Origin of the sequence: Eisenbergiella porci (assembly GCF_009696275.1) — a bacterium.
Lineage (GTDB): Bacteria > Bacillota > Clostridia > Lachnospirales > Lachnospiraceae > Eisenbergiella > Eisenbergiella porci.
Map to the genome: position 1 here is coordinate 44,097 of NZ_VUMI01000034.1, position 18,412 is coordinate 62,508.

Here is an 18,412-nt window from a genome sequence, read left to right on the forward strand (position 1 = left end):
TATTGTCAGAAATACGTATCCACACTGCCAAACATTCTCTTAACCGTCTCATAAGCCAGCTTCGGCCGTCTGTATTCATCCACGATTCCCTTATTATTCATGGTTCTCGGCCGGCCGCCGAACCAGCTGTCACACACGTTGCAGTCACAGAACTGCCAGAGATAAACGCCGCTGCAGCCCTCCTGCCCGAAAACCGCCTCCAGCTGTTTTTCAATGGCATAAGCCTGGTATTCCTCAGACCATTTTACCCGCGAAGGTGTGCGGCAGCCATAGATGGCGCCCGCGCCCGTCTCCGTTATCAAAAACGGCTTTCCTGCGCCTTCCGATTCCTCCTGAACCCAGTCATAAAGGCCTTTCAGGTAATCCTGTACAGGCGTGTCATGATACCATAAGGGATAAATGTTATAGGATACCACCTCAGGCAGTCCGAAACAGATATCCGTTTTAAACTGACAGCTTGCAGAGGAGCGCGGCCGGCTCTGATCCAGCTGGCGGATCAGCTCATACTGCTTACGGTAGCATTCCTTTCCATACTCCGTATGGCTTGCGCATTCATTCAGAATCCCCCAGATATAAATGGAAGGATGGTTGTAATGCGCCTCAATCATTTCCCGGATACAGTCCTCGCATTGCCGTTCGAAGTTGGGATTTCGCATGTTTTCCTCTGAAAGCCCTCTCGCATGGTTCTCTTCCCATACAAGCATGCCTGTTTCATCGCACAGATCCAGGAAAATTTCATCATTGGGATAATGAGAGGTACGCACGGAATTGGCTCCCATATCCTTCATGAGCAGCAAATCCTGCTGCATGGCCGCAAAAGGAAGGGCGCAGCCAAACTGGGGATGATCCTCATGGCGGCAGAAGGCCTTAAACCTGAGCTTCCGTCCGTTCAGCAGGATATCCTTCCCCTCAATACGGACTTCGCGGAAGCCTGCCCGATCAATGAGATCGTCCGTTTCCCGGCCCTGCGCATCCAGCAGAACCGCATTCAGCAGATATAATACGGGATTTTCCGGACACCACTCCTGCGCCTGCGGGAAAAGTGTTTCCTCCGTCTCAAATCCGCATACGCCGTTTCCTTCTGCCCGCACGGCAGCCTCCGCCACCGTCTCTTCCCCAAGGGAAAGCAGGATCCTGCCCTCAAAAGGCGCCGCGGATAAATTTTTCACTTCTCCTTTTATCACGAAATACCACTGCCCGTCCCTGCGCAGGGGAGTAAAATGCAGCTTCGTAAGGTACGCATCCTTCAGCTCCTCCAGAACCACCGGACGGGTAATTCCTCCGTAGGTCTGGTAATCATTGGGCACATGCAGCGCCGAATCCGGGCCGAAGGAATTGTCAACGTAGACTCTCAGCGTATGTTCCCCCGCCGGAAGCTCCTTTACCACTGCCGAAAACGGGGTATAGGCATTGTAATGCTCCGCTATCCGCATATCATCAAGATATACCTGTGCCGTATGGCTGACCCCCTTAAATTCCAGGCGTATGTTGCCTTCGCAGGCAAACCTTCTTTCATAAACAGCCTTTCCCCGGTAGGTTAACGTATCCGGGCAGTTCTCCCAGCAGCCCGGAACTGCGGTTTTCATTTTAACCGGAGCCGTCCCCTTACCCGGGGCGGCCTCTTTCCCCCCGGCTGTCTCTCCAACCGTTCCTCCCTCTTCAGGCAGCGTTTCAAAATCCCACAGACAGGAGGACAGCTCCTGTGTTTTCCTGATTCTGTGTGTTGCAAATGTCCGTACCATCCGTACAGCCTCCTTTTCTTACTCTTTAACGTAACTGCAGAACTGTTATTTTTAAAGTAACTGCAGAACCGCTATTCTTTGACGGCCCCGATCATGACGCCCTTTACAAAATGCTTCTGGATGAACGGATACACGCAGAGTATGGGCACCGTGGAAACAATAATCGTCGCATATTTTATCGTCTGCCCCACATCCTCCACATCTGTCTGCCCGGTCATGGCTCCCAGCTGGCTTCTGGTGAGAATATCCCTGAGGAAAATCTGCAGCGGCATTTTGTCCGCATCCCGCAGATATATCATGGCATGGAACCAGGCATTCCAGTGTCCTACCGCATAATACAGCAGGATTACCATAATTGTGGGCTTGGCCAGCGGCATGATGATCCGAAACAGAATAGTCCAGTCCCCGGCTCCGTCAATGCGCGCCGATTCCTCCAGCGATTCCGGAATCCCCTCAAACCCCGTTATCATAATCATCAGGTTAAAGGTGCTGACAGCGCCGGGCAGAATCAGGGAAAGCCTGCTGTTTATCATTCCAAGATCCTTAATCAGCAGATAGCCGGGAATCAGCCCGCCGCTGAAATACATGGTAAAAATAAACATGATAGTAAGCACGCGGCGCAGCATAAACTGCTTTCTTGACAGCACATAGGCCGCCATGCAGGTCGCCAGGATATTAACCAGCGTTCCCACAGTCACATAAAAAACCGTATTCATGTAGCCGCTGTAAATCGAAGGATTTAAAAATACCTTCTTATAAGCGCCGAGCGAAAATCCCAGCGGCTTAAGCAGCAGGCTTGAATTGCCCATCAGCTTCAGAGGATCGCTGAAGGAAGCAAAAATGACATATAAAAAGGGATACAGCGTCACAAGCGAGACAAGCAGCAGCACAAGGCCGTTGCATATCTGGAATACCCCTTCACCCAGATTTCTTTTTTTCATATATATACTCCTACCATAAGCTATGTTCTGTCAACCTTTTACAGAGTTTATTTGCAATAAAAAGCAATGTAAGGTTGATGACAGAATTAAACAGTCCCACTGCTGTGGAAAAGCTGTAGCTTTGATCCACAAGCCCCTTCCGGTAAACATACGTGGAAATTACATCCGCAGTCTCATAAATTGAGGAATTATAAAGCAAAATGATCTTTTCAAAGCCAAGATTCATCATATTCCCCACTCTCAGGATAAACATGGTGATGATCGTGGGAAGGATGCCCGGCAGCGTCACATGTATCATCTGTTTCCACCGTCCCGCTCCATCCATTCTCGCCGCTTCATACAATTCCGAATTAATCCCCGCTATCGCTGCAATATATATGATGGAGCCCCAGCCGATCCCCTGCCATATATCGGAAATTACATAAATGGGCTGGAAAAAGGAAGGGTTCATCATCAGATTTTGTTTGGGATAGCCAAATAACGTCATCAGCTGTGTCAGGAAGCCGTCCGTAGCCGTAAACTGAAGAACCATTCCGGCAATTACCACCGTGGAAATAAAATGCGGCATATAGCTCACCGTCTGCACAAATTTTTTATATCCCTGGCTGCGCACTTCATTTAAAAGCAGCGCCAGCAGAATCGGCGCAGGGAAGCCGAAAAGAAGATTTTTCAGATTAATGCTCAGGGTATTGCGGATCAGACGTTCAAAATACACGCTTTTGAAAAATCCCGCAAAATGCTTCAGGCCGGCCCACGGGCTGTGAAGCACTCCCAGCTTGGGGGTATAGTCACGGAAAGCGATCTGCGCTCCGTACATGGGGTAATAGCAGAACACAAGGTAATAGGCCACAATCGGCAATATCATAAGATACAGTCCCTTATGTCTTTTTACATTCTGCCAGAGCCTGGCAGCATAACTGTCCTTTTTCATAAAGACTCCTTCTTTCAAACAGGCCCGCAGCTTTTCCCAAAGCCCGGGCCTGCCGGTATCAATTATCTTGCCAGGTATCTGTCATATTCCGCCTGTCTGATTTCTATCGCCCTTTCAATATTCATGTTCCTGATATTTTCCACAAATTCAGGGAAATTCTCCAGAGGCTCCGTGCCCAGGATGAATTTCAGCTTGAATTCATCCAGATAGGTCTGAATATCAGTCATGATGGAGTTATATTCCTGCAGCTCCGCATCCGTCATGGTTGCAGGGGGCATATCCTTCACTGTGGCATCGGGAGTTGCCCAGACTTCCAGGGATTTTTTCTGCACGTCATAAGCATATCCGCCCAGCATATAATCCTTTTCCACCAGGAAGGGCTTATTATTGCAGCCGGCATAAATAGAGAGCGCTTTTTCGATGGACAGTCCGTCCGGATTATGAAGGACAAAGTCCGTAAATACCGGTTTGCCGTCAACCATTTCATAGGTCACGCCTTCCTTGCCGTAATTGGCCAGCATATTTCCCTCTTCGCCATAGGTATAGTCAAGCACGCGGGCCGCAGCCTCCGGGTTGGAACAGGTTGCGGAAATCACACCGCCGATATTATTGATCCGGTAGCTGCTCTGGTCAACAATGAATTTATCTCCCTTATTTAATACAGGGTTGGGGGCGGGCTGATAATTCATTTCCTTGTTTTCTTCCTGCATGGTCTGTATCTTTCCAAGAGTTCCGCCGGTATAGCCCCATACAAGCCCTGTTCTTCCGCTGGAAATTTTGGCAAAAAAGGCGTCCGAATCCTGGGTAAAGGCATCAGGATCCAGGATTCCCATGTTCATCCAGCGGTTAAACAGAGTCAGGAAATCCAGATACTTATCCTCAATTGCCCCGAAATGCACTTTATTATCACCGTCTACATACATCCCTTCTCTGATTCCGAAGCTGTTGACCATAATGTTATAGTTTCCATAAATAAAGGAAAATGCGGAATCGCAGCCCTTCTGATCCTTGAAGGCAACCAGAACATCTTCCATTTCCTGAACAGTTTCCGGCATCTGCAGCCCCAGTTCATCCAGCCAGTCCTGCCTAATCATATTTCCATTGAAAACAAGCGGGGAATCCGGCTTCCTTATCATAGGTGTCCAGGCATACAGCCCTTCATTATTTTTACACAGCTTATCAACCTCCGGATCCGATTCCAGATATGCTTTGAAATTGGGCATGGAGCCGTTATCCATCAGATCGTTAAGCGGAATAATGGAACCGTCCAGCAGCAGCTTCTGCACCCCGCCGGGAAACGTTGTATCATATTCTATAATAATGTCAGGAAGATCGTCCGTCCCTGCAAGCAATGACAGGGCATCCTTTCCACCCGTACTGTCAACGAACTGGAGATCTACATTGCAGGCCTCCTCAACCGCCTTCCAATATTCCCAGTCCCCCTGGTCACTGTACAGATCTCCATTTGTCCAATAAGACCAGACTGTGAGCACAGGCGTCTCTTCTCCCGATGTCGCTGCGCTTCCGGTTTCTTCTTTATTGGAAACGGATGCATCCGCCTGAGTCTGTCCGCTGCTGCCGCAGCCTGTGAACAGAGACGAAAAAGTCAGCAGGGCTGCCAGCGCGGCAGTTCCTAATTTGCTTGGAAAATTCTTCTTCATAATTACTGTCCTTCCTTTTTATGAAATGATGTTTTATTGAAAATCACTCCGAACCGGCGCGCCTCGTTTCGGTTAATGTCAGTTACAGCATAGCCCGGAAAACCGGCTGCGTAAATCTTGGAAAAAGGAAATTCATATGTATCTGCCGCAATATTTCAGAAATATAATATTTGTTTAGAAAAATCATACTGGCTTTTATACAGCCTATGGTATACTTATTTTACAGTAATAATAACAAAAAGGATGATTGATTTATGAGGCGGCAAACGGATAATAAAAAGAAAAAAACAGGCTTATTCTGGAGAACACTTATTTCCTATGCAAGTGTTCTGCTGCTTCCCATAATTATCTGTTCCTTCTACTATTTTCACAGCTACAATGCATTAAAGGAACGCACCATTGACAGCCAGCATCTGATGCTGGAAAATTCCGGCGAGCAGATCAACTCCGTATTCCGTGATGCGATTACGCTTGGCTCCCATATTCAGCTGAATAAATATGTAGTCGCTCTTTCCAACAGCAAAAGCACGCCTGGATCCACGCCTGTCATGGACCGCTATTATCTGAAAAAGGATCTGGCGGCCATGCAGATATCCAATGCGCTCATCCAGCGAATCAACCTGTATTTTCCTGATTCCGGTTATATCGTAAACCCTGTTTCCACTTTTGAAAAGTCCCTGCTGCCTGCCATGGAAGCAAAAAGCAATACCATGACGGACGGCGACTGGGATGCGATCGGCAGCGCATTGCAGGAAAACCGTATCATATGCTATGCAAACAGGGAGAAAAACTTCATCGTTATAGCCCAGAACCTTCTGACGGATATCACAGGAAAGCCGCTGGCTGTGCTTTGCATCCAGATTGACAACAAAAGCCTGCTGACCCGGCTGCAAAGCCGGCTTCTTCTGGAATATTCCTGCGCCTTTGCTTTGGTGGATCAGGAACAGCTTCTGCTGGCCGCCGGCAGCAAAGACGACAGCCTTTCCGCCCTGCCCATAGCGGAAATCGCCTCTTACTTCACAGACCGGCCGGATGCGTCCTTTTATGAGACGAAAAACCAGGGAAAGGTAATTATAAATTATTATCCGTTACAGATTTCCGGTACGGCGCTCATATCCATTACGGAAAAGAAGGACTACCAGGCCCAGATGACCCGGCTGCTGGAAATCATGCTGCTTACGATTTTGATCTGTATTTTTACAGGCCTTGTGGTAATCATGTATTATTCCCGTAAAAATTATGAGCCGGTGTCCCAGATCCTGCAATTTATAGGGGATACGGACGAATCTGTGGGGCCGGCCCAAAACGAATATCATCTGATCATGAAAATACTTACCGAGAACCGGAATGAAATAGCCAGACAAAAAATGATGCTGAAAAATAATTATCTCCAGAAAATCTTTTCCGGAGAAATAGAATTCAGCCAGATACCGGAGCAGGTTGCCGAACAGTTTTCCTTTAACCTTTCCTTTCCCACGGTCTGCGTCGTGCTGCTTTCCGTGGAAGGGACAGGCAGCCTGAATGAACCGGAGGGGCTGGCGGGACTGACCGCCTTTACGATCGAAAATGTATTCCAGGAGCTTCTTTCCCCACAGTTTCCTGACAGCCATTTCGGTATCCGCAAAGGAAAGATTTCGGTCCTGATTCCGGTTTCCGGCCAGCTTGACCGTCCGCTTGTACAGATCGAACAGCTCACGGAAAGGCTGATAGAATTTTTGTCGGATACCTTCCAGCTTTCCCTGAAAGCCGGAATCAGCAGCCTGCAGTCCCAGGAAAAGATACCAGAAGCCTGCCTGCAGGCGGATACCGCGCTGGAATACCAGAGATTGTTTGAAACGGGCCGGATCTGTCTCTATGAGACGATTCCCCAGAAACAGATCATAGGCTCCATCCCGCTGAACACCAGCGAGTATATTGTAAATCTTGTCACCACGTGTAATCAGGCGCAGATAACCGAATATTTTAATGATATAGAAAAAAATCTTGAAAAATGTGAACTCTCCTGGGCCGACGCCAAGAGCTGCTATTATTTCTTTTATCAGGCCACTGTCAAGCTCCGGCTGTACTGCCAGACGCATTACGGCCTGCAGCCGGAGTCCTTAAGCTTCCTGGATGAGTCCTTCTTTTCCCAGTCTCTGCCCAAAGCGCTCTCCCAGACCTGCCGCGCTTATCTGGCTGCCTGCCGGGAGATTGCGGAAAACTGCAAAAATCCCTCCTATGGACAATGGGGAAAGGATATCTGCCGCTTTATAGACAATAACTATTTTGATGTTAACATCAATCTGAATACAATAGCCGAACATTTTCAGATTACCCCGTCCTACCTGTCACGGAAATTCAGGGAGCAGTATCAGAAAAGCGTTATCGACTACCTTTATGAAGTGCGGATTTCAAACGCCGTTTCCCTGTTGAATGAAACGGATTTAAAAATTGCGGACATCGCGCAGATGACCGGCTTTGTGGACAGCAACGCATTTATCCGCATATTTAAGAAGCTCAAGGGGACGACTCCCGGCAAATATAAGGAAGGTATCCTCCAGGGGAACTAATCGGCAGGACGGCGCTTCGCGCTGACCGTAAGGAAGTGATTCAGGAGTGCCAAAATCCATCGCCGCAGGCGATTTAGGATGGATTTTGGCAATAACTGTGAAGTAATGAACAGGTATCCTCCATGCATAAACAGACGCATGGGGGATACCCTGAATTTTGGCTGACATATCACTCTTTTACGGCTACTCTGCAAAGCTTTTTATAGAAAGCAATTCCATACAGAATAAAGGTATGATAGCCTTCCAGTTTCAGTTCAGCATCATATTGCCTGTCTTCGATCTGAGTCAATGCTTCTTTTGCTTTAGCTCCCAGCTCTGCATAGGTATCTGCGATTTTTATTTCAATTATAATCGCCTTCCCCTCATAGGGTGCGGAAAGCAGCAGCAGGTCACTTCTCCCCAGGCCGCTTTCCCGATTGGACTTTATTATATATCCGTCCATCATTTTCAACAGCCCGCCAAGAAAACCATGATAGTAATCTTCCTTATAGTCATAAAAACTAATGGTCTCCATCAGATTCCCGGACAGTTCTTTTTCCATAACCGCCGCATTTTTCCCAAGGACGGCCTGATACAAAGCCGAGAAATCCGTCTTTTTAATTCTTTCCTGAAACCAGTCCATTATCGTATTTCTGTAAATCAGCTTTACTTCTGTATTTGGAATCGCCAATTCCAGGTAAACAGTTTCACCGTCAAACCGTTCACCCTTTTTTTTCAGGTATCCTGTAAAAAACAGAAAATTCCACAGATTTTCTTCTGATTTATATACTTCATCATAGGTAATCTCTTCGTGAACCGGCTTTTCTATCACTTCTCCCTCAATCAATGCTTCCATTTCCTGCCTTACGCTGCCATCCGCACGTTCCACCAGTTCCCTGACAATACTGTTGGAGGAAGTATTCGCCCAGTATGGCTTCGGAAAAGCATTCTTATCAACAGCCGCCGTTTTCGTATAGTTCAGTACGCTCCACGGATTATATACTTCTGTCTTTCCAAATACATAGCCATCATACCAGCGCCTGACTTCATCTTTCTTGTTACTGATTCCATAGGCTTCCAGAAGCTGTTCCACTTCCGGCTGGGTAAAACCAAAATGCTCCGCATAATTTACATTAAGGATTGAAATCATTTCCGGATTGTTCAGGCCGGTAAATATACTCTCCTTTGTTATACGAAGACAGCCAGTGATTACGGCAAATTCCAGGCTGGAATTGGTTTTTAGCGCCGATTCAAAAAAGGAACGGATGAAATCTGTCATTTGTTTATAAAATCCGTTAAAATATGCATTTTCCAGTGGAACATCGTACTCGTCCAGAAGGATAATTACATTTCTTCTATAAACCTTTTTCAAACAACGGGTAAGAAATTCCATTGCCATCGCATAATCAATTCTGGCTGCTTTTTTTCCTCTGATCCGGCAAAAAAGTTCTTTTTCGTCCGGCAGCAGCCTTGCACTTTCAAGCACATCGTCATGGCGTTCGAATTCCTTTGCAATTTCATTCACCATTGCATCATAAGCCATATTCCAGTCCGGCTGCTTTGCAGACTTTAAGGAAAGGTTAACTACCGGATACCGACCTTTATGTTTCGTATATTTTTCACCGGCTTCCATAATCTTAAGCCCTTTGAACAAGTTATTATTATCTGTATTCGTATCGCTCACGGGCACCTGCTCAAAATAATATCTGAGCATACTTAAACTTAATGTCTTGCCAAAACGTCTCGGCCTCATAAACAGGCTTACTTCACTTCTGTTATCCAGCAGTTCCTTTATCAGCAATGATTTATCCACATAGTAAAAGTTGTTTTCTCTCAGTTTTTTAAAATCTTCGATTCCGATTGGCAATGGTCTGTCCATTTTATCCCCGCTTTCTGCCTTTCACTGACTGTCTTTCACTGACTCCTTTTACATAACTATCCTATGCTTTTACAGTTGCATTTCCCAGATGCATCTTTTCTCTGATTATACCCTGTTTGAAGTTTAACCGCAATGTATTCTCCAAATCAAAAGCTCTGCTTCTCCTGTTATCATAAGCGTTTATGCATTCCCGGGCTGGAGGGAAGGGCTGTAAATCATGCTTTTCCCGTCCATCTGTATCCACACGGAATGTCCCGGGATCCTTTTTGAAAAATGTTCGGCCACTCCGCCGGCGGGATTGTAATACTTTCCGATATAGTACTCACTGTCCCGGTTCTTTTTCATGTCATCGTCCATCCAGGAAAACTTCCTGGGTTGCAGGGTGGGATGGTGAATAATTGTCATAAATTTCCCCGGTTGCATCACAGTCAATAAACCAGGTTTGCCAAAAGCTCCGTCATCGCCGGGGAATGCTGTGTAAAAACAGATGGATCCCAGAAATCTTCCCTTTTCAGCAACTGGCTGAGATAACTGCATACTGTATTTTTCTGATATTCTGCTACATAATCCTGCTTTTTTATTTCTTCCAGCGCTGCTGTAAATTCCGGACCGTTTTCCTGGCTGCCGGCAAAGGATGACAGATACTCTGTCAGTGGAGAATCCGCCGCCTGCCGGAAAGCCTTCCAGTCAATATCATTAGGGGAAATAAGGAATTCTCCCCACAGATAAATGAACGGAGCGCCATAAAGCTTACGGATATCCGGATTGCTTTGCGCCTTCTGCTCCAGTGTCATAAAATCACCCTGTTCCATGCGGTAATTTCTGTAAAGCCTGGCTGCGCTTACCGGATCCGGGCCGGTCAGATAAATCCGGTAACTGCTGGATCTGTTTGTGTTTCTATCGATGAGTCTGTCGTTGTCCCATCGGCAATGCTCACCGGAGATTCCTTTCCGTCTTGCGCTGACTGATCCACAGATGGATCTTTTCCGGCACATCCGCCCAAAATCAACGCAATCGGCAGTATAAGGCAGACGGATTTTTTTAAAGCTTTACTGTTTTCATCTCTTTCTCTCCTATCAGTTTTCATAGCTGTTTTTGCGGCAGGCACAGTAAATGCGCCTGCTCAAATTTTTCAATGCAGCCGGAAACAATACTTCAAACAATATCCTTCCCTCCCCGATTTCACATCGGACAGAATAGCCGTACTGCTCTGCAATTCTTTTTACAATAGCAAGTCCCAGGCCGGTTCCGGTCAGTGCCCTGCTGCGGGAAGGCTCCCCTACATAAAATGGATCCCAAATCCGTTCCTGATCCAACGCGGCATTATTAAACCCGTTGGATATCCGGAACCGGCACCGTTCTCCCATCCTGCAAAGCGTCACCTCCACGGCGCCGGAAGAGGCATATTTTACCGCGTTTGACAGCAGGTTGGAAAACAGCAGGGCAACAAGCTCACTGTTTCTTCGCAGGCAAGCTCCTCCTGAAAAGACAGTCCCCGGGCATGCAGGGCCATTCTTTGTTCCTCCATGCATTTATGCAGTATCGTATCAAGGGCGATGGGCGAAAGCGGGTATTCCCTGCTTTCGATCCGGGACAGACTGAGCAGCCGTTCCACCAGACGGGAAATCCTGGCATTCTGTTCTTCAATTGTATCCAGGAAGGCGCCGTCATCCAGGCCGTCCTTTATGCAGGAGGCGTACACGGCATCATCCAGTCCAGAATCACAAGATCTACCTGATTCTCTGACAAAAAATCAATGGCGGCGCGGCCGTTGTCAACAATATTCACCTGACAGCCCTCCCGCTGGAGATAGAGCTTCAGGATTTTCTGCATATCCGGATCGTCTTCGGCAATCAGCAACTTCATATTTTCCTCCTTTTTATCGTAATTTTGGGGGATAAAGAATAGAAAACCACCGGTTTATGAGCCAGTGGTTTTCTGTTATTCCATATTATATCCGTTTTGGTTTTTCCTATAGAGGCAGACTTTTTCCCGGCAAACTCAGCCAGGGAAAAGCAGACGCCTCCCGCCAGATAGCAAAGCAGCTCCTACAGGATAATTTAAACGTTCGGCATCTTGGAAATGGGAGCCATCATCACCTTGCCGGTCCCGCGGTACACATTGACAAGTCCTTCGCCGGAAGCCGCCGAACCGATGAGGGATTTGCCGGAACGTTCCACCGTAAATTCCAGGCTTCCGCTCCAGGCAACCGCCATATTCCCATCGACCTTCAGCACATCATTCTGCAAGGTAATTTCCACCAGCTCCTCGCGCGGACAGTCCGCCTCAATACAGAACACGCCGCTTCCGTTCAGGCTTAAATTAAACAGGCCCTCGCCGCCGGCCACTGCGGAAGAAAGATTGGAACGCATAACTGCCTTGTGCTTCAGTCTGGAATCACAGGCCAGGAAAAGTCCGTCATCCAGTACAACAGAGCCTCCCCAGTCCGTCGCGTCCATTAAAATCAAATATTTATAGGTTGGCTCCAGCACCAGAAGCCCGTCCCCCGTATATTCCGGCTTAATTGCTGATTCTCCGGTAACCTTGCCGCGCACCGCTTTCCCGAACAGATCTCCCACGCCTTTGATGCCGGTTGTCGCATTTACGTTGCCAAGCATCCACTGCATGGCCCCTGCCTGAATCGTAACACTGGCTTTGCTCAGGTCGCATACCACCTGACGTTTTCTCACATTCATCTGGCTGCTGAAGTAGGCAACCGTTGCCGATGATGGCATAACGCTCAGATCCCGGATATATTCAATCACTGAAAACGGGCCGGCAGACGCAAGTGTTTTCACATCATCATTATCCATAAAATTCGAAATCTGGTACATAAGATACCTCCTCTGTTCTGTTTGTATACAGAAATTTTATCATTCCAGGCAGTGGCTGGCAAATTAAGAATCTCTTAAGGCCTGATGAAAGGCACAGCAATCATCCTTCGGTCATATCCCAAACAAGGCTTTCGCCCGCACCCAATGCAACCTTTTTCTGTTTTCCGTCCATACACAGAAGGAATGTCTTCTGCCGGTCCAGCAGATTGGTTAAAGAAATTTTCCAGCCCTTCCTTATTCCTTTCAAACCAGGCCCAGTCTTTGGAGGCCGCCACATAAAGCCATGCGGATTCTATAATTTCCACATTTCCGGTAATAAGGAACATTACCGCATTTCTTTGAGGAAGGCGCCAGAAGCCCCGCCCGGAGAACCTCCTCCACCATATGGACCGGGATTTCTTCCTCTTTATATTTTCGGATACTTCTTCTTTTAATGACCGCATCCAGCATGATATTCCTCCGTTGTCTTTTTTGCTTTATTATTTGCTCTTCCCGTTGTTTCATCATCCTTCACCCGCTCAATATGCATCGCCAGATACCCTGTTTCCACATCATCCAGTTTTCTGTTCAGGCTCCTGCCGATTTCTTCGCATATAACAGCCGCCGTTTCAAAGGCTTCGGGAAATTTTACCCGCATATAGTCATTCATATTCAGCTTGAGCCGTTCCCCGCTCAGAGCCCTTGCCACCATATAGCGCACATGGTTCATCAGCCGGTTGTAGGCCAGGGACATGACATCAATTTTCATCCCCGTCTGCTGCTCCACCAGAGTGACGCATTCCCGGACGGCGCGCGCAATCTGCATGGCCTGGGATACTTTTTCATCCTCAATGGCCGCATGGACATGAAGCGCTATATAACCGATTTCATGCTCGTCAATTTTCACCTTCATCCGCTCCCACAAAAGCGGCTGAACACTTTGGGCGACTTTATATTCCCGGTGGAACAGAAGTCTGATATCCTCTGTCAGGGGATTGCTGATCTGCTCCCTGTTTTTGATACGCCTGACCGCGTATTCCATATGGCCGGCCATAGGGAAAAGGATGAAACGGTCGATCCTGCCGAAAATTCTTTCCGCTTCATTGAGCACTTCGTTGGCAAGCTCCAGACAGACCGGGGAAACCGACTTTATGACCTCTTTCGCATCCCCTCTGTCCGTAAGCTGCTGCAGGCAGTAGGCGGTAGTCTCAGGCCCCGCCTCCACCCGCTCGCCCGTTTTCTTTCCGAATCCCACTCCCTTTCCCATGAGCAGATATTCGTTATCCTCCATCCCGATTACAATTGCCGCATTATGATTCAAAACTTTCCTGATTCTATACATATTCCCCTCCTGTACCGCCCGGAAAAAGCGGCTGCTGCGGCAATTTCCAGCGTTCCGGCGGACTGCCGTCTTATCCCTGTCATGATTCGTATATGTCTACCGCGAAAAGTGCCTCTGGTCTCATTGGTAAAAGAACTGCCGATTCCCAAAAGCAGTCCCGCCACAGGCAAAATGGCAATGGGAAGCATAAAACTCCGTCCGACACGCTGCAAAACACCAAAAATCTTGTCTTTCATTTTTCTTTCTCTCCTTTCACGGCCGCAGACCGCATGAAAATCAGGGGCGAAGCATTCCCGGCTTCGTTGGCAGGACGCGAAGCGTCCCCTCCCTGTTCTGTTTTTGTCCGGATGCATGGTATTTATGCGCTGAATTGCAGTGGATTTGCCGCAGAAATAAAAAAAGGGCATCAATACACATAACCATCCTAAGTGTCATGTATAGTGAATGCCTCGTAAGAGTTACATACTATATCAAGTTTTTTATTTTACTTTTTCCTACTTTTCTGCCGTTTACTCTTCTGCCGGCCCGCGCATATACTGCGCAGGCCGCACAAATATACACTATGGGCAGGCAGGCCGCCGCACAGCGATACCATCAGCCGGAAGTCTGCCGCAGTCCGGATGTCCGGGCTGTTACCGTGGATTCGTCATAAAGGAATCTGCTTCCCGCCTATGCCGCGCCCTTCTTTTTCCCTCCCCGCCGATCCTTACTGAGGATTTCTTCAAATTCCTTCAGCTTCTGCTTCGCTTCCGGGCTGAGATCCTGCGGAACCTGAACCTGCACTGTGACATAATGATCCCCATATACACCGGGGTTTTTCATAGAAACGATTCCTTTTCCCTTCAGCCGGATTTTAGTTCCCGGCTGAATTCCTTCCCTGATTCTGCACATAATTTTACCGGAAAGCGTCTGTACGGGAGCCTCTCCGCCAAATACAGCCGTGGTAAACGGAATGGTAATGGTGGAATACACATCCATTCCTTTCCGCTCAAAGCCCTGTTTTTCACCCACCTTGACCTTAAGCAGCAAATCTCCCGCCTCGCCGCCGTATCCCGGCATTCCTTTCCCGCGGATTCTTACCTTTTTGCCGTTTTCAATCCCTGCAGGGATATGGACCTGCAGGGACTGCGCCGGTCCGCCCATGCCATCCGCATTCTGCAGACTGATAAGCTTATCGCAGCCGAAGGCCGCTTCATCAAAGCTGACCTCTACCTCCGCCTGGAGATCCCTGCCCCTGCCGCGGAAGCTATCCTGCGAAAAACCTCCTCCGTAAAAACTGTCTTCAAATCCGCCATAGCCATTGCTTCCGTTATGAAAGCCTCCTGAAAAGCGGCTGCTGCGGGAACCGCCCTTTTTACCGCCTTTACTGTGGAACAAATCCCCGAAAATATCTCCGAAGATATCGTCCATATTTCCCTGTTCAAAATGATATTCCCGATATCCGCCGTTCTGCTGTCCCGTAAATGCACCCGAACCGGGCGCTGAACCGTCAAATGCGGCATGCCCGAACTGATCATACAGTTTTTTCTTCTCCGGATCACTTAATACGGAATAAGCCTCGGTTATCTCTTTAAACCGCTGCTCGGCATGGGTATTACCGGCATTTTCATCCGGATGGTACTTCTTCGCAAGCTTACGGTAAGCCTTTTTAATCGCATTTTCATCCGCTCCCTTTTCTATTCCGAGAATTTCATAATAATCTCTTTTTGCTACCATTCTATTCACCTTCATTCTTTTCTCAGGCGCGGCTGTCCGCCGCTTTTGGTTCCGGCCTGTCAGGCATTACAGCGGGTGCATTACATAAACTATGTATGCCGCCTGCTTCATCCCCGGCCTTCAAAATACATCACACAACGGTGAGGTCCGGACAGTTGCTTTCATAAATTTATATTATACTCTGCATTATTTGTTCTATATGTACTATAACATATGCCCGTGTTATTTTCAATACAAAAAATACTTTCTTTATAAAACTTTATAAAATTTGCGAGAGACTTTTCAGCCGATTAAAGCTTCCTGACGGTAAAAAAAGCAGCAATACCGATGCTCCGGGGGAGTATACCGTCCGGCATCCGCATTGCTGCTCCGTTATTTTATATTACTGTATTATCTGGTGGCCAGGATTTCATTCATCTGGCTTACAAGCCCGTCACAGTCAATTCCATGTACCATGCATGCTTCCTCCAGGCTTTCCCCCTGGGCAGACGGGCATCCCAGACAGTGCATTCCCGCGCGCATCAGCATCTGGGGAATTAATTCGTCCATATTGACCAACTGACCGATTAACATATCTTTACTTATCTGCATTCATTTTTCCTCCTTGGTATTATAAGCCGGATAATCCGGCTGTTCCTCTGCGGATATATTTATCTCTTTACTTCCGCTCCTGCTATCCGCTGCCGGAATTATTATATCACAGTTTCTCGCATTAAGCGAAATATTTTCCGGGAAAAAAGTGGAAAAAACGAAAGAAAAATAATATTTATTAATTGACTTTTTATCAAGCATAAAGTATCATCAAAGTAGTCTTACTATATTTCTGTGCATTCGCACATTCTGGCAGTTTCTGCCGCAAAATCACATTTTATTTAACGGCAGGAACCGCAGGCGTCAATTTTTCTTATACGCTCTGTTCTCCTGCCGCCAAAAGGAGGTACAATGAAGAAAAAGACGCTGATCGCAGAAGAACTTGACGCAGCCGGTATCAAAGTGCAGTATGACGAACATGTAAAGAGAATCCTGAGCAACAGACAGGTTCTGGCCCGTATCCTGCAGGGTGCTGCCGCTGAATACGCAGACTTCGATGTTGAGGAAATTGCGGAATGGATTGAACCGGGAATTGAGGTTGCCAGGGTGCCCTTAAAGCCCGGAGGAAAGAGAGGAAATGAGCTTTTAATTACAGGGAACAATACGGAAAGCGTGGTTCCCGGTGAGGGTCGCATCACATTTGATATCCGATTTTGTGCCATGCTTCCCGGACACAAAAATATGACCATGGTTAAGCTTTTGCTCAATGTGGAAGCACAGAAGAAATTTTATCAGAAATACCGGATTGTGACCAGAGGGATTTTCTATGGCGCAAGAATGCTGTCGGAACAGCTGGACAGGGAATTCAAGGATTCCGATTATGATTCGCTGAAAAAAGTATACAGTATCTGGATATATATGAACGCACCGAATCATATCGGAAATGCCATGTCTGAATACCGGATTTCCAAAAGGGATCTTATCGGAAGGATTCCCGAACGGAAGGCAAGCTATGACAAGCTGTCGGTAATTGTTATCTGCCTGAATGAAAAGGCGCCTGCCGGAAATTCCGGAAAGCTGCATGGCTTTCTGAATACCCTGCTGTCTCCGGATATGGATGCAGCTCAAAAAGAAAGGATTCTGGCAGAAAATTATGGCCTGGCAATGGAACAGGAATTAGAAAAGGAGCTGAAGCAGATGTGTAATTTAAGTGAAGCCATTGAAGAAAAGGCACTGGAAAAAGGATTAAAAAAGGGATTCTCCAGGGGAAAAGCTCAGGGCATTGCAAAGGGCAAGACACAGGGGATTCGTCTGACAAAGCGTGTATTACGCCTGGCCGGGGAAGGCCTGTCAGAGTCGGATATTGCCGCGGCCTGTGCAGTCACAATGCGTCAGGTGCATGAAATTCTGGCCGATTAATCTCAGGAATTCATACACGGCACAGAAAGCGGATAATTTTCAATCGTCATTTATATAGAAGAGGCAGGGTCAAAAATACGTTTTTTCCGCAGGCCCTGCCTCTTTTATTAAATAACGGTCAGATATCCATATTCCCCGAGAGCCTTCCAATCGTGCTTATTACCAGCTCATCCCCATATTCCCTGTTTTCAAAATAGGCATAATACCCACCGTAAATATTGTAGGTCAGCTTTACATTCTCCTTCGGATCCTCCCGGTATTCGGGACATACGGAAAAAACAAGCTCCTTTAGTGTTTTTCCAGCTTCTGCACAAGGATACCGCTGCGGCTGTCTGAAAAAAGAATACATATGAGAGCATTTTTTGCCGCATAGCCAAGGTACAGCTCCTTCGTAAATTCCTCCGGATTCTTCAGCAGGTTTTCCGGATGGTTGAGCGAGCCGATAATGGATTCCACCACCTCTGTTTTCAGCTTATCCGACAGATCATAAATGTCCTGATAGTGGGAGTAAAAGGTAGATTTGTTGATTTCAGCTTTTTCGCATACCTCCTTCACTGTTATCCTTTCCAGAGACTTCCTGGAGCGCAGTTCTATAAAAGCATTTTTTATACTTCTTTTCGTCTTTTCTATTCTGATATCCATTGCCCGTTTTTCCCTGACACTTTTCCCAAACCGTTGGATATCCAATCTTTCCGCAGGTTCGTTGGTAGTACTTCTTTGTCAAAATATATATAATCAATTATAGTTGGAAATCCAACTCGTGTCTATTATCTTTGTATTTTTTGAACCAAATCGCACATGCTGTGCAATAGCCTTTCTTATCTTTTCTCTGCACCGTTGCCACGGTGCTCTTTTTCTTTTACAATAGCCTTATCCTTATGAAAGGAAAAACCCTACGGATGAGTGCTT

Annotated in this window: 19 protein-coding genes and 1 pseudogene; 2 read left to right on the top strand and 18 right to left on the bottom strand. The window is 47.2% G+C overall.

Annotation, left to right across the window (positions count from 1 at the left end):
* Window positions 1-5: 5 nt before the first annotated feature.
* The 4 genes from FYJ45_RS18810 to FYJ45_RS18825 form a co-directional block, all read right to left on the bottom strand.
* Entirely contained in the window at window positions 6-1,742 is a 1,737-nt protein-coding gene (locus FYJ45_RS18810; RefSeq protein WP_154466570.1) for a glycoside hydrolase family 2 protein, read from the bottom strand.
* 71 nt (window positions 1,743-1,813) lie between these two features.
* Complete coding sequence (locus FYJ45_RS18815; RefSeq protein ID WP_021637105.1) at window positions 1,814-2,683, bottom strand: carbohydrate ABC transporter permease; 870 nt, start codon at window positions 2,681-2,683, stop codon at window positions 1,814-1,816.
* Between the two features lie 10 nt (window positions 2,684-2,693).
* The gene (locus tag FYJ45_RS18820) at window positions 2,694-3,614 is read right to left on the bottom strand and encodes an ABC transporter permease (protein ID WP_154466572.1); all 921 of its coding nucleotides are present in this window, start codon (window positions 3,612-3,614) and stop codon (window positions 2,694-2,696) included.
* 62 nt (window positions 3,615-3,676) lie between these two features.
* Window positions 3,677-5,275, bottom strand: a complete 1,599-nt coding sequence (locus FYJ45_RS18825) for an extracellular solute-binding protein (protein ID WP_154466574.1) — start codon at window positions 5,273-5,275, stop codon at window positions 3,677-3,679.
* Between the two features lie 254 nt (window positions 5,276-5,529).
* Here FYJ45_RS18825 and FYJ45_RS18830 point away from each other — a divergent pair, with 254 nt between their 5' ends.
* Entirely contained in the window at window positions 5,530-7,824 is a 2,295-nt protein-coding gene (locus FYJ45_RS18830; RefSeq protein WP_154466576.1) for an AraC family transcriptional regulator, read from the top strand.
* Window positions 7,825-7,993: 169 nt separating this feature from the next.
* Here FYJ45_RS18830 and FYJ45_RS18835 read toward each other — a convergent pair whose 3' ends face one another.
* The 12 genes and pseudogenes from FYJ45_RS18835 to FYJ45_RS18880 all read right to left on the bottom strand — a co-directional run bounded on the left by FYJ45_RS18835 (window position 7,994) and on the right by FYJ45_RS18880 (window position 16,144).
* Window positions 7,994-9,682: an AAA family ATPase gene (locus FYJ45_RS18835; protein WP_154466578.1), complete on the bottom strand. Its 1,689-nt coding sequence runs from the start codon at window positions 9,680-9,682 to the stop codon at window positions 7,994-7,996.
* 180 nt (window positions 9,683-9,862) lie between these two features.
* Window positions 9,863-10,115: pseudogene (locus FYJ45_RS32775) on the bottom strand (glycoside hydrolase).
* On the bottom strand, window positions 10,111-10,677 hold the full coding sequence (locus FYJ45_RS18840; RefSeq protein WP_235930890.1) for a hypothetical protein: 567 nt from the start codon (window positions 10,675-10,677) through the stop codon (window positions 10,111-10,113). Before FYJ45_RS18840 ends, FYJ45_RS32775 begins: the two are co-directional and overlap by 5 nt.
* A gap of 81 nt (window positions 10,678-10,758) precedes the next feature.
* Window positions 10,759-11,151 carry an ATP-binding protein gene (locus FYJ45_RS18845; protein ID WP_330588754.1) on the bottom strand — a complete coding sequence of 131 codons (393 nt, stop codon included), beginning with the start codon at window positions 11,149-11,151 and terminating at the stop codon, window positions 10,759-10,761.
* Complete coding sequence (locus FYJ45_RS31855; protein ID WP_276892631.1) at window positions 11,091-11,384, bottom strand: hypothetical protein; 294 nt, start codon at window positions 11,382-11,384, stop codon at window positions 11,091-11,093. Before FYJ45_RS31855 ends, FYJ45_RS18845 begins: the two co-directional genes overlap by 61 nt.
* On the bottom strand, window positions 11,366-11,548 hold the full coding sequence (locus FYJ45_RS18850) for a response regulator transcription factor (RefSeq protein ID WP_235930891.1): 183 nt from the start codon (window positions 11,546-11,548) through the stop codon (window positions 11,366-11,368). Before FYJ45_RS18850 ends, FYJ45_RS31855 begins: the two co-directional genes overlap by 19 nt.
* Before the next feature lie 194 nt (window positions 11,549-11,742).
* On the bottom strand, window positions 11,743-12,516 hold the full coding sequence (locus tag FYJ45_RS18855; protein WP_154466582.1) for an AIM24 family protein: 774 nt from the start codon (window positions 12,514-12,516) through the stop codon (window positions 11,743-11,745).
* 243 nt (window positions 12,517-12,759) lie between these two features.
* A complete protein-coding gene (locus tag FYJ45_RS18860; protein WP_235930892.1) occupies window positions 12,760-12,966 on the bottom strand; it encodes a nitroreductase family protein in 207 nt (68 codons plus the stop codon).
* The gene (locus FYJ45_RS18865; protein WP_154466584.1) at window positions 12,947-13,837 is read right to left on the bottom strand and encodes a PRD domain-containing protein; all 891 of its coding nucleotides are present in this window, start codon (window positions 13,835-13,837) and stop codon (window positions 12,947-12,949) included. The genes FYJ45_RS18860 and FYJ45_RS18865 overlap by 20 nt, the downstream gene beginning before the upstream one ends.
* Window positions 13,813-14,073 (bottom strand): hypothetical protein, encoded by a 261-nt coding sequence (locus FYJ45_RS30110; protein WP_154466586.1) that lies wholly within the window; start codon window positions 14,071-14,073, stop codon window positions 13,813-13,815. Before FYJ45_RS30110 ends, FYJ45_RS18865 begins: the two co-directional genes overlap by 25 nt.
* A gap of 433 nt (window positions 14,074-14,506) precedes the next feature.
* Window positions 14,507-15,553 (bottom strand): DnaJ C-terminal domain-containing protein, encoded by a 1,047-nt coding sequence (locus FYJ45_RS18875; RefSeq protein ID WP_154466588.1) that lies wholly within the window; start codon window positions 15,551-15,553, stop codon window positions 14,507-14,509.
* A 390-nt stretch (window positions 15,554-15,943) separates the two neighbouring features.
* Entirely contained in the window at window positions 15,944-16,144 is a 201-nt protein-coding gene (locus tag FYJ45_RS18880; RefSeq protein ID WP_025489386.1) for a DUF1858 domain-containing protein, read from the bottom strand.
* A 351-nt stretch (window positions 16,145-16,495) separates the two neighbouring features.
* Between FYJ45_RS18880 and FYJ45_RS18885 the strand changes: the two genes are divergently transcribed.
* A complete protein-coding gene (locus FYJ45_RS18885; protein WP_154466590.1) occupies window positions 16,496-17,503 on the top strand; it encodes a hypothetical protein in 1,008 nt (335 codons plus the stop codon).
* Between the two features lie 118 nt (window positions 17,504-17,621).
* Here the strand turns inward: FYJ45_RS18885 and FYJ45_RS30850 are convergent, their stop codons facing one another.
* A complete protein-coding gene (locus FYJ45_RS30850; RefSeq protein WP_235930893.1) occupies window positions 17,622-17,852 on the bottom strand; it encodes a hypothetical protein in 231 nt (76 codons plus the stop codon).
* Window positions 17,792-18,145 (bottom strand): hypothetical protein, encoded by a 354-nt coding sequence (locus FYJ45_RS18890; RefSeq protein ID WP_235930894.1) that lies wholly within the window; start codon window positions 18,143-18,145, stop codon window positions 17,792-17,794. The genes FYJ45_RS30850 and FYJ45_RS18890 overlap by 61 nt, the downstream gene beginning before the upstream one ends.
* Window positions 18,146-18,412 lie beyond the last annotated feature (267 nt).

Bases quoted from the DNA above. Each gene is read 5' to 3' on its own strand.
- FYJ45_RS18875 (WP_154466588.1), bottom strand. From the start codon at position 15,553: ATGGTAGCAAAAAGAGATTATTATGAAATTCTCGGAATAGAAAAGGGA.
- FYJ45_RS18885 (WP_154466590.1), top strand. From the start codon at position 16,496: ATGAAGAAAAAGACGCTGATCGCAGAAGAACTTGACGCAGCCGGTATC.
- FYJ45_RS18880 (WP_025489386.1), bottom strand. From the start codon at position 16,144: ATGCAGATAAGTAAAGATATGTTAATCGGTCAGTTGGTCAATATGGAC.
- FYJ45_RS18835 (WP_154466578.1), bottom strand. From the start codon at position 9,682: ATGGACAGACCATTGCCAATCGGAATCGAAGATTTTAAAAAACTGAGA.
- FYJ45_RS18825 (WP_154466574.1), bottom strand. From the start codon at position 5,275: ATGAAGAAGAATTTTCCAAGCAAATTAGGAACTGCCGCGCTGGCAGCC.
- FYJ45_RS18855 (WP_154466582.1), bottom strand. From the start codon at position 12,516: ATGTACCAGATTTCGAATTTTATGGATAATGATGATGTGAAAACACTT.
- FYJ45_RS18815 (WP_021637105.1), bottom strand. From the start codon at position 2,683: ATGAAAAAAAGAAATCTGGGTGAAGGGGTATTCCAGATATGCAACGGC.
- FYJ45_RS18830 (WP_154466576.1), top strand. From the start codon at position 5,530: ATGAGGCGGCAAACGGATAATAAAAAGAAAAAAACAGGCTTATTCTGG.
- FYJ45_RS18840 (WP_235930890.1), bottom strand. From the start codon at position 10,677: ATGTGCCGGAAAAGATCCATCTGTGGATCAGTCAGCGCAAGACGGAAA.
- FYJ45_RS30110 (WP_154466586.1), bottom strand. From the start codon at position 14,073: ATGAAAGACAAGATTTTTGGTGTTTTGCAGCGTGTCGGACGGAGTTTT.
- FYJ45_RS18850 (WP_235930891.1), bottom strand. From the start codon at position 11,548: ATGAAGTTGCTGATTGCCGAAGACGATCCGGATATGCAGAAAATCCTG.
- FYJ45_RS30850 (WP_235930893.1), bottom strand. From the start codon at position 17,852: ATGTATTCTTTTTTCAGACAGCCGCAGCGGTATCCTTGTGCAGAAGCT.
- FYJ45_RS18860 (WP_235930892.1), bottom strand. From the start codon at position 12,966: ATGCTGGATGCGGTCATTAAAAGAAGAAGTATCCGAAAATATAAAGAG.
- FYJ45_RS18810 (WP_154466570.1), bottom strand. From the start codon at position 1,742: ATGGTACGGACATTTGCAACACACAGAATCAGGAAAACACAGGAGCTG.
- FYJ45_RS18890 (WP_235930894.1), bottom strand. From the start codon at position 18,145: ATGGATATCAGAATAGAAAAGACGAAAAGAAGTATAAAAAATGCTTTT.
- FYJ45_RS18820 (WP_154466572.1), bottom strand. From the start codon at position 3,614: ATGAAAAAGGACAGTTATGCTGCCAGGCTCTGGCAGAATGTAAAAAGA.
- FYJ45_RS18865 (WP_154466584.1), bottom strand. From the start codon at position 13,837: ATGTATAGAATCAGGAAAGTTTTGAATCATAATGCGGCAATTGTAATC.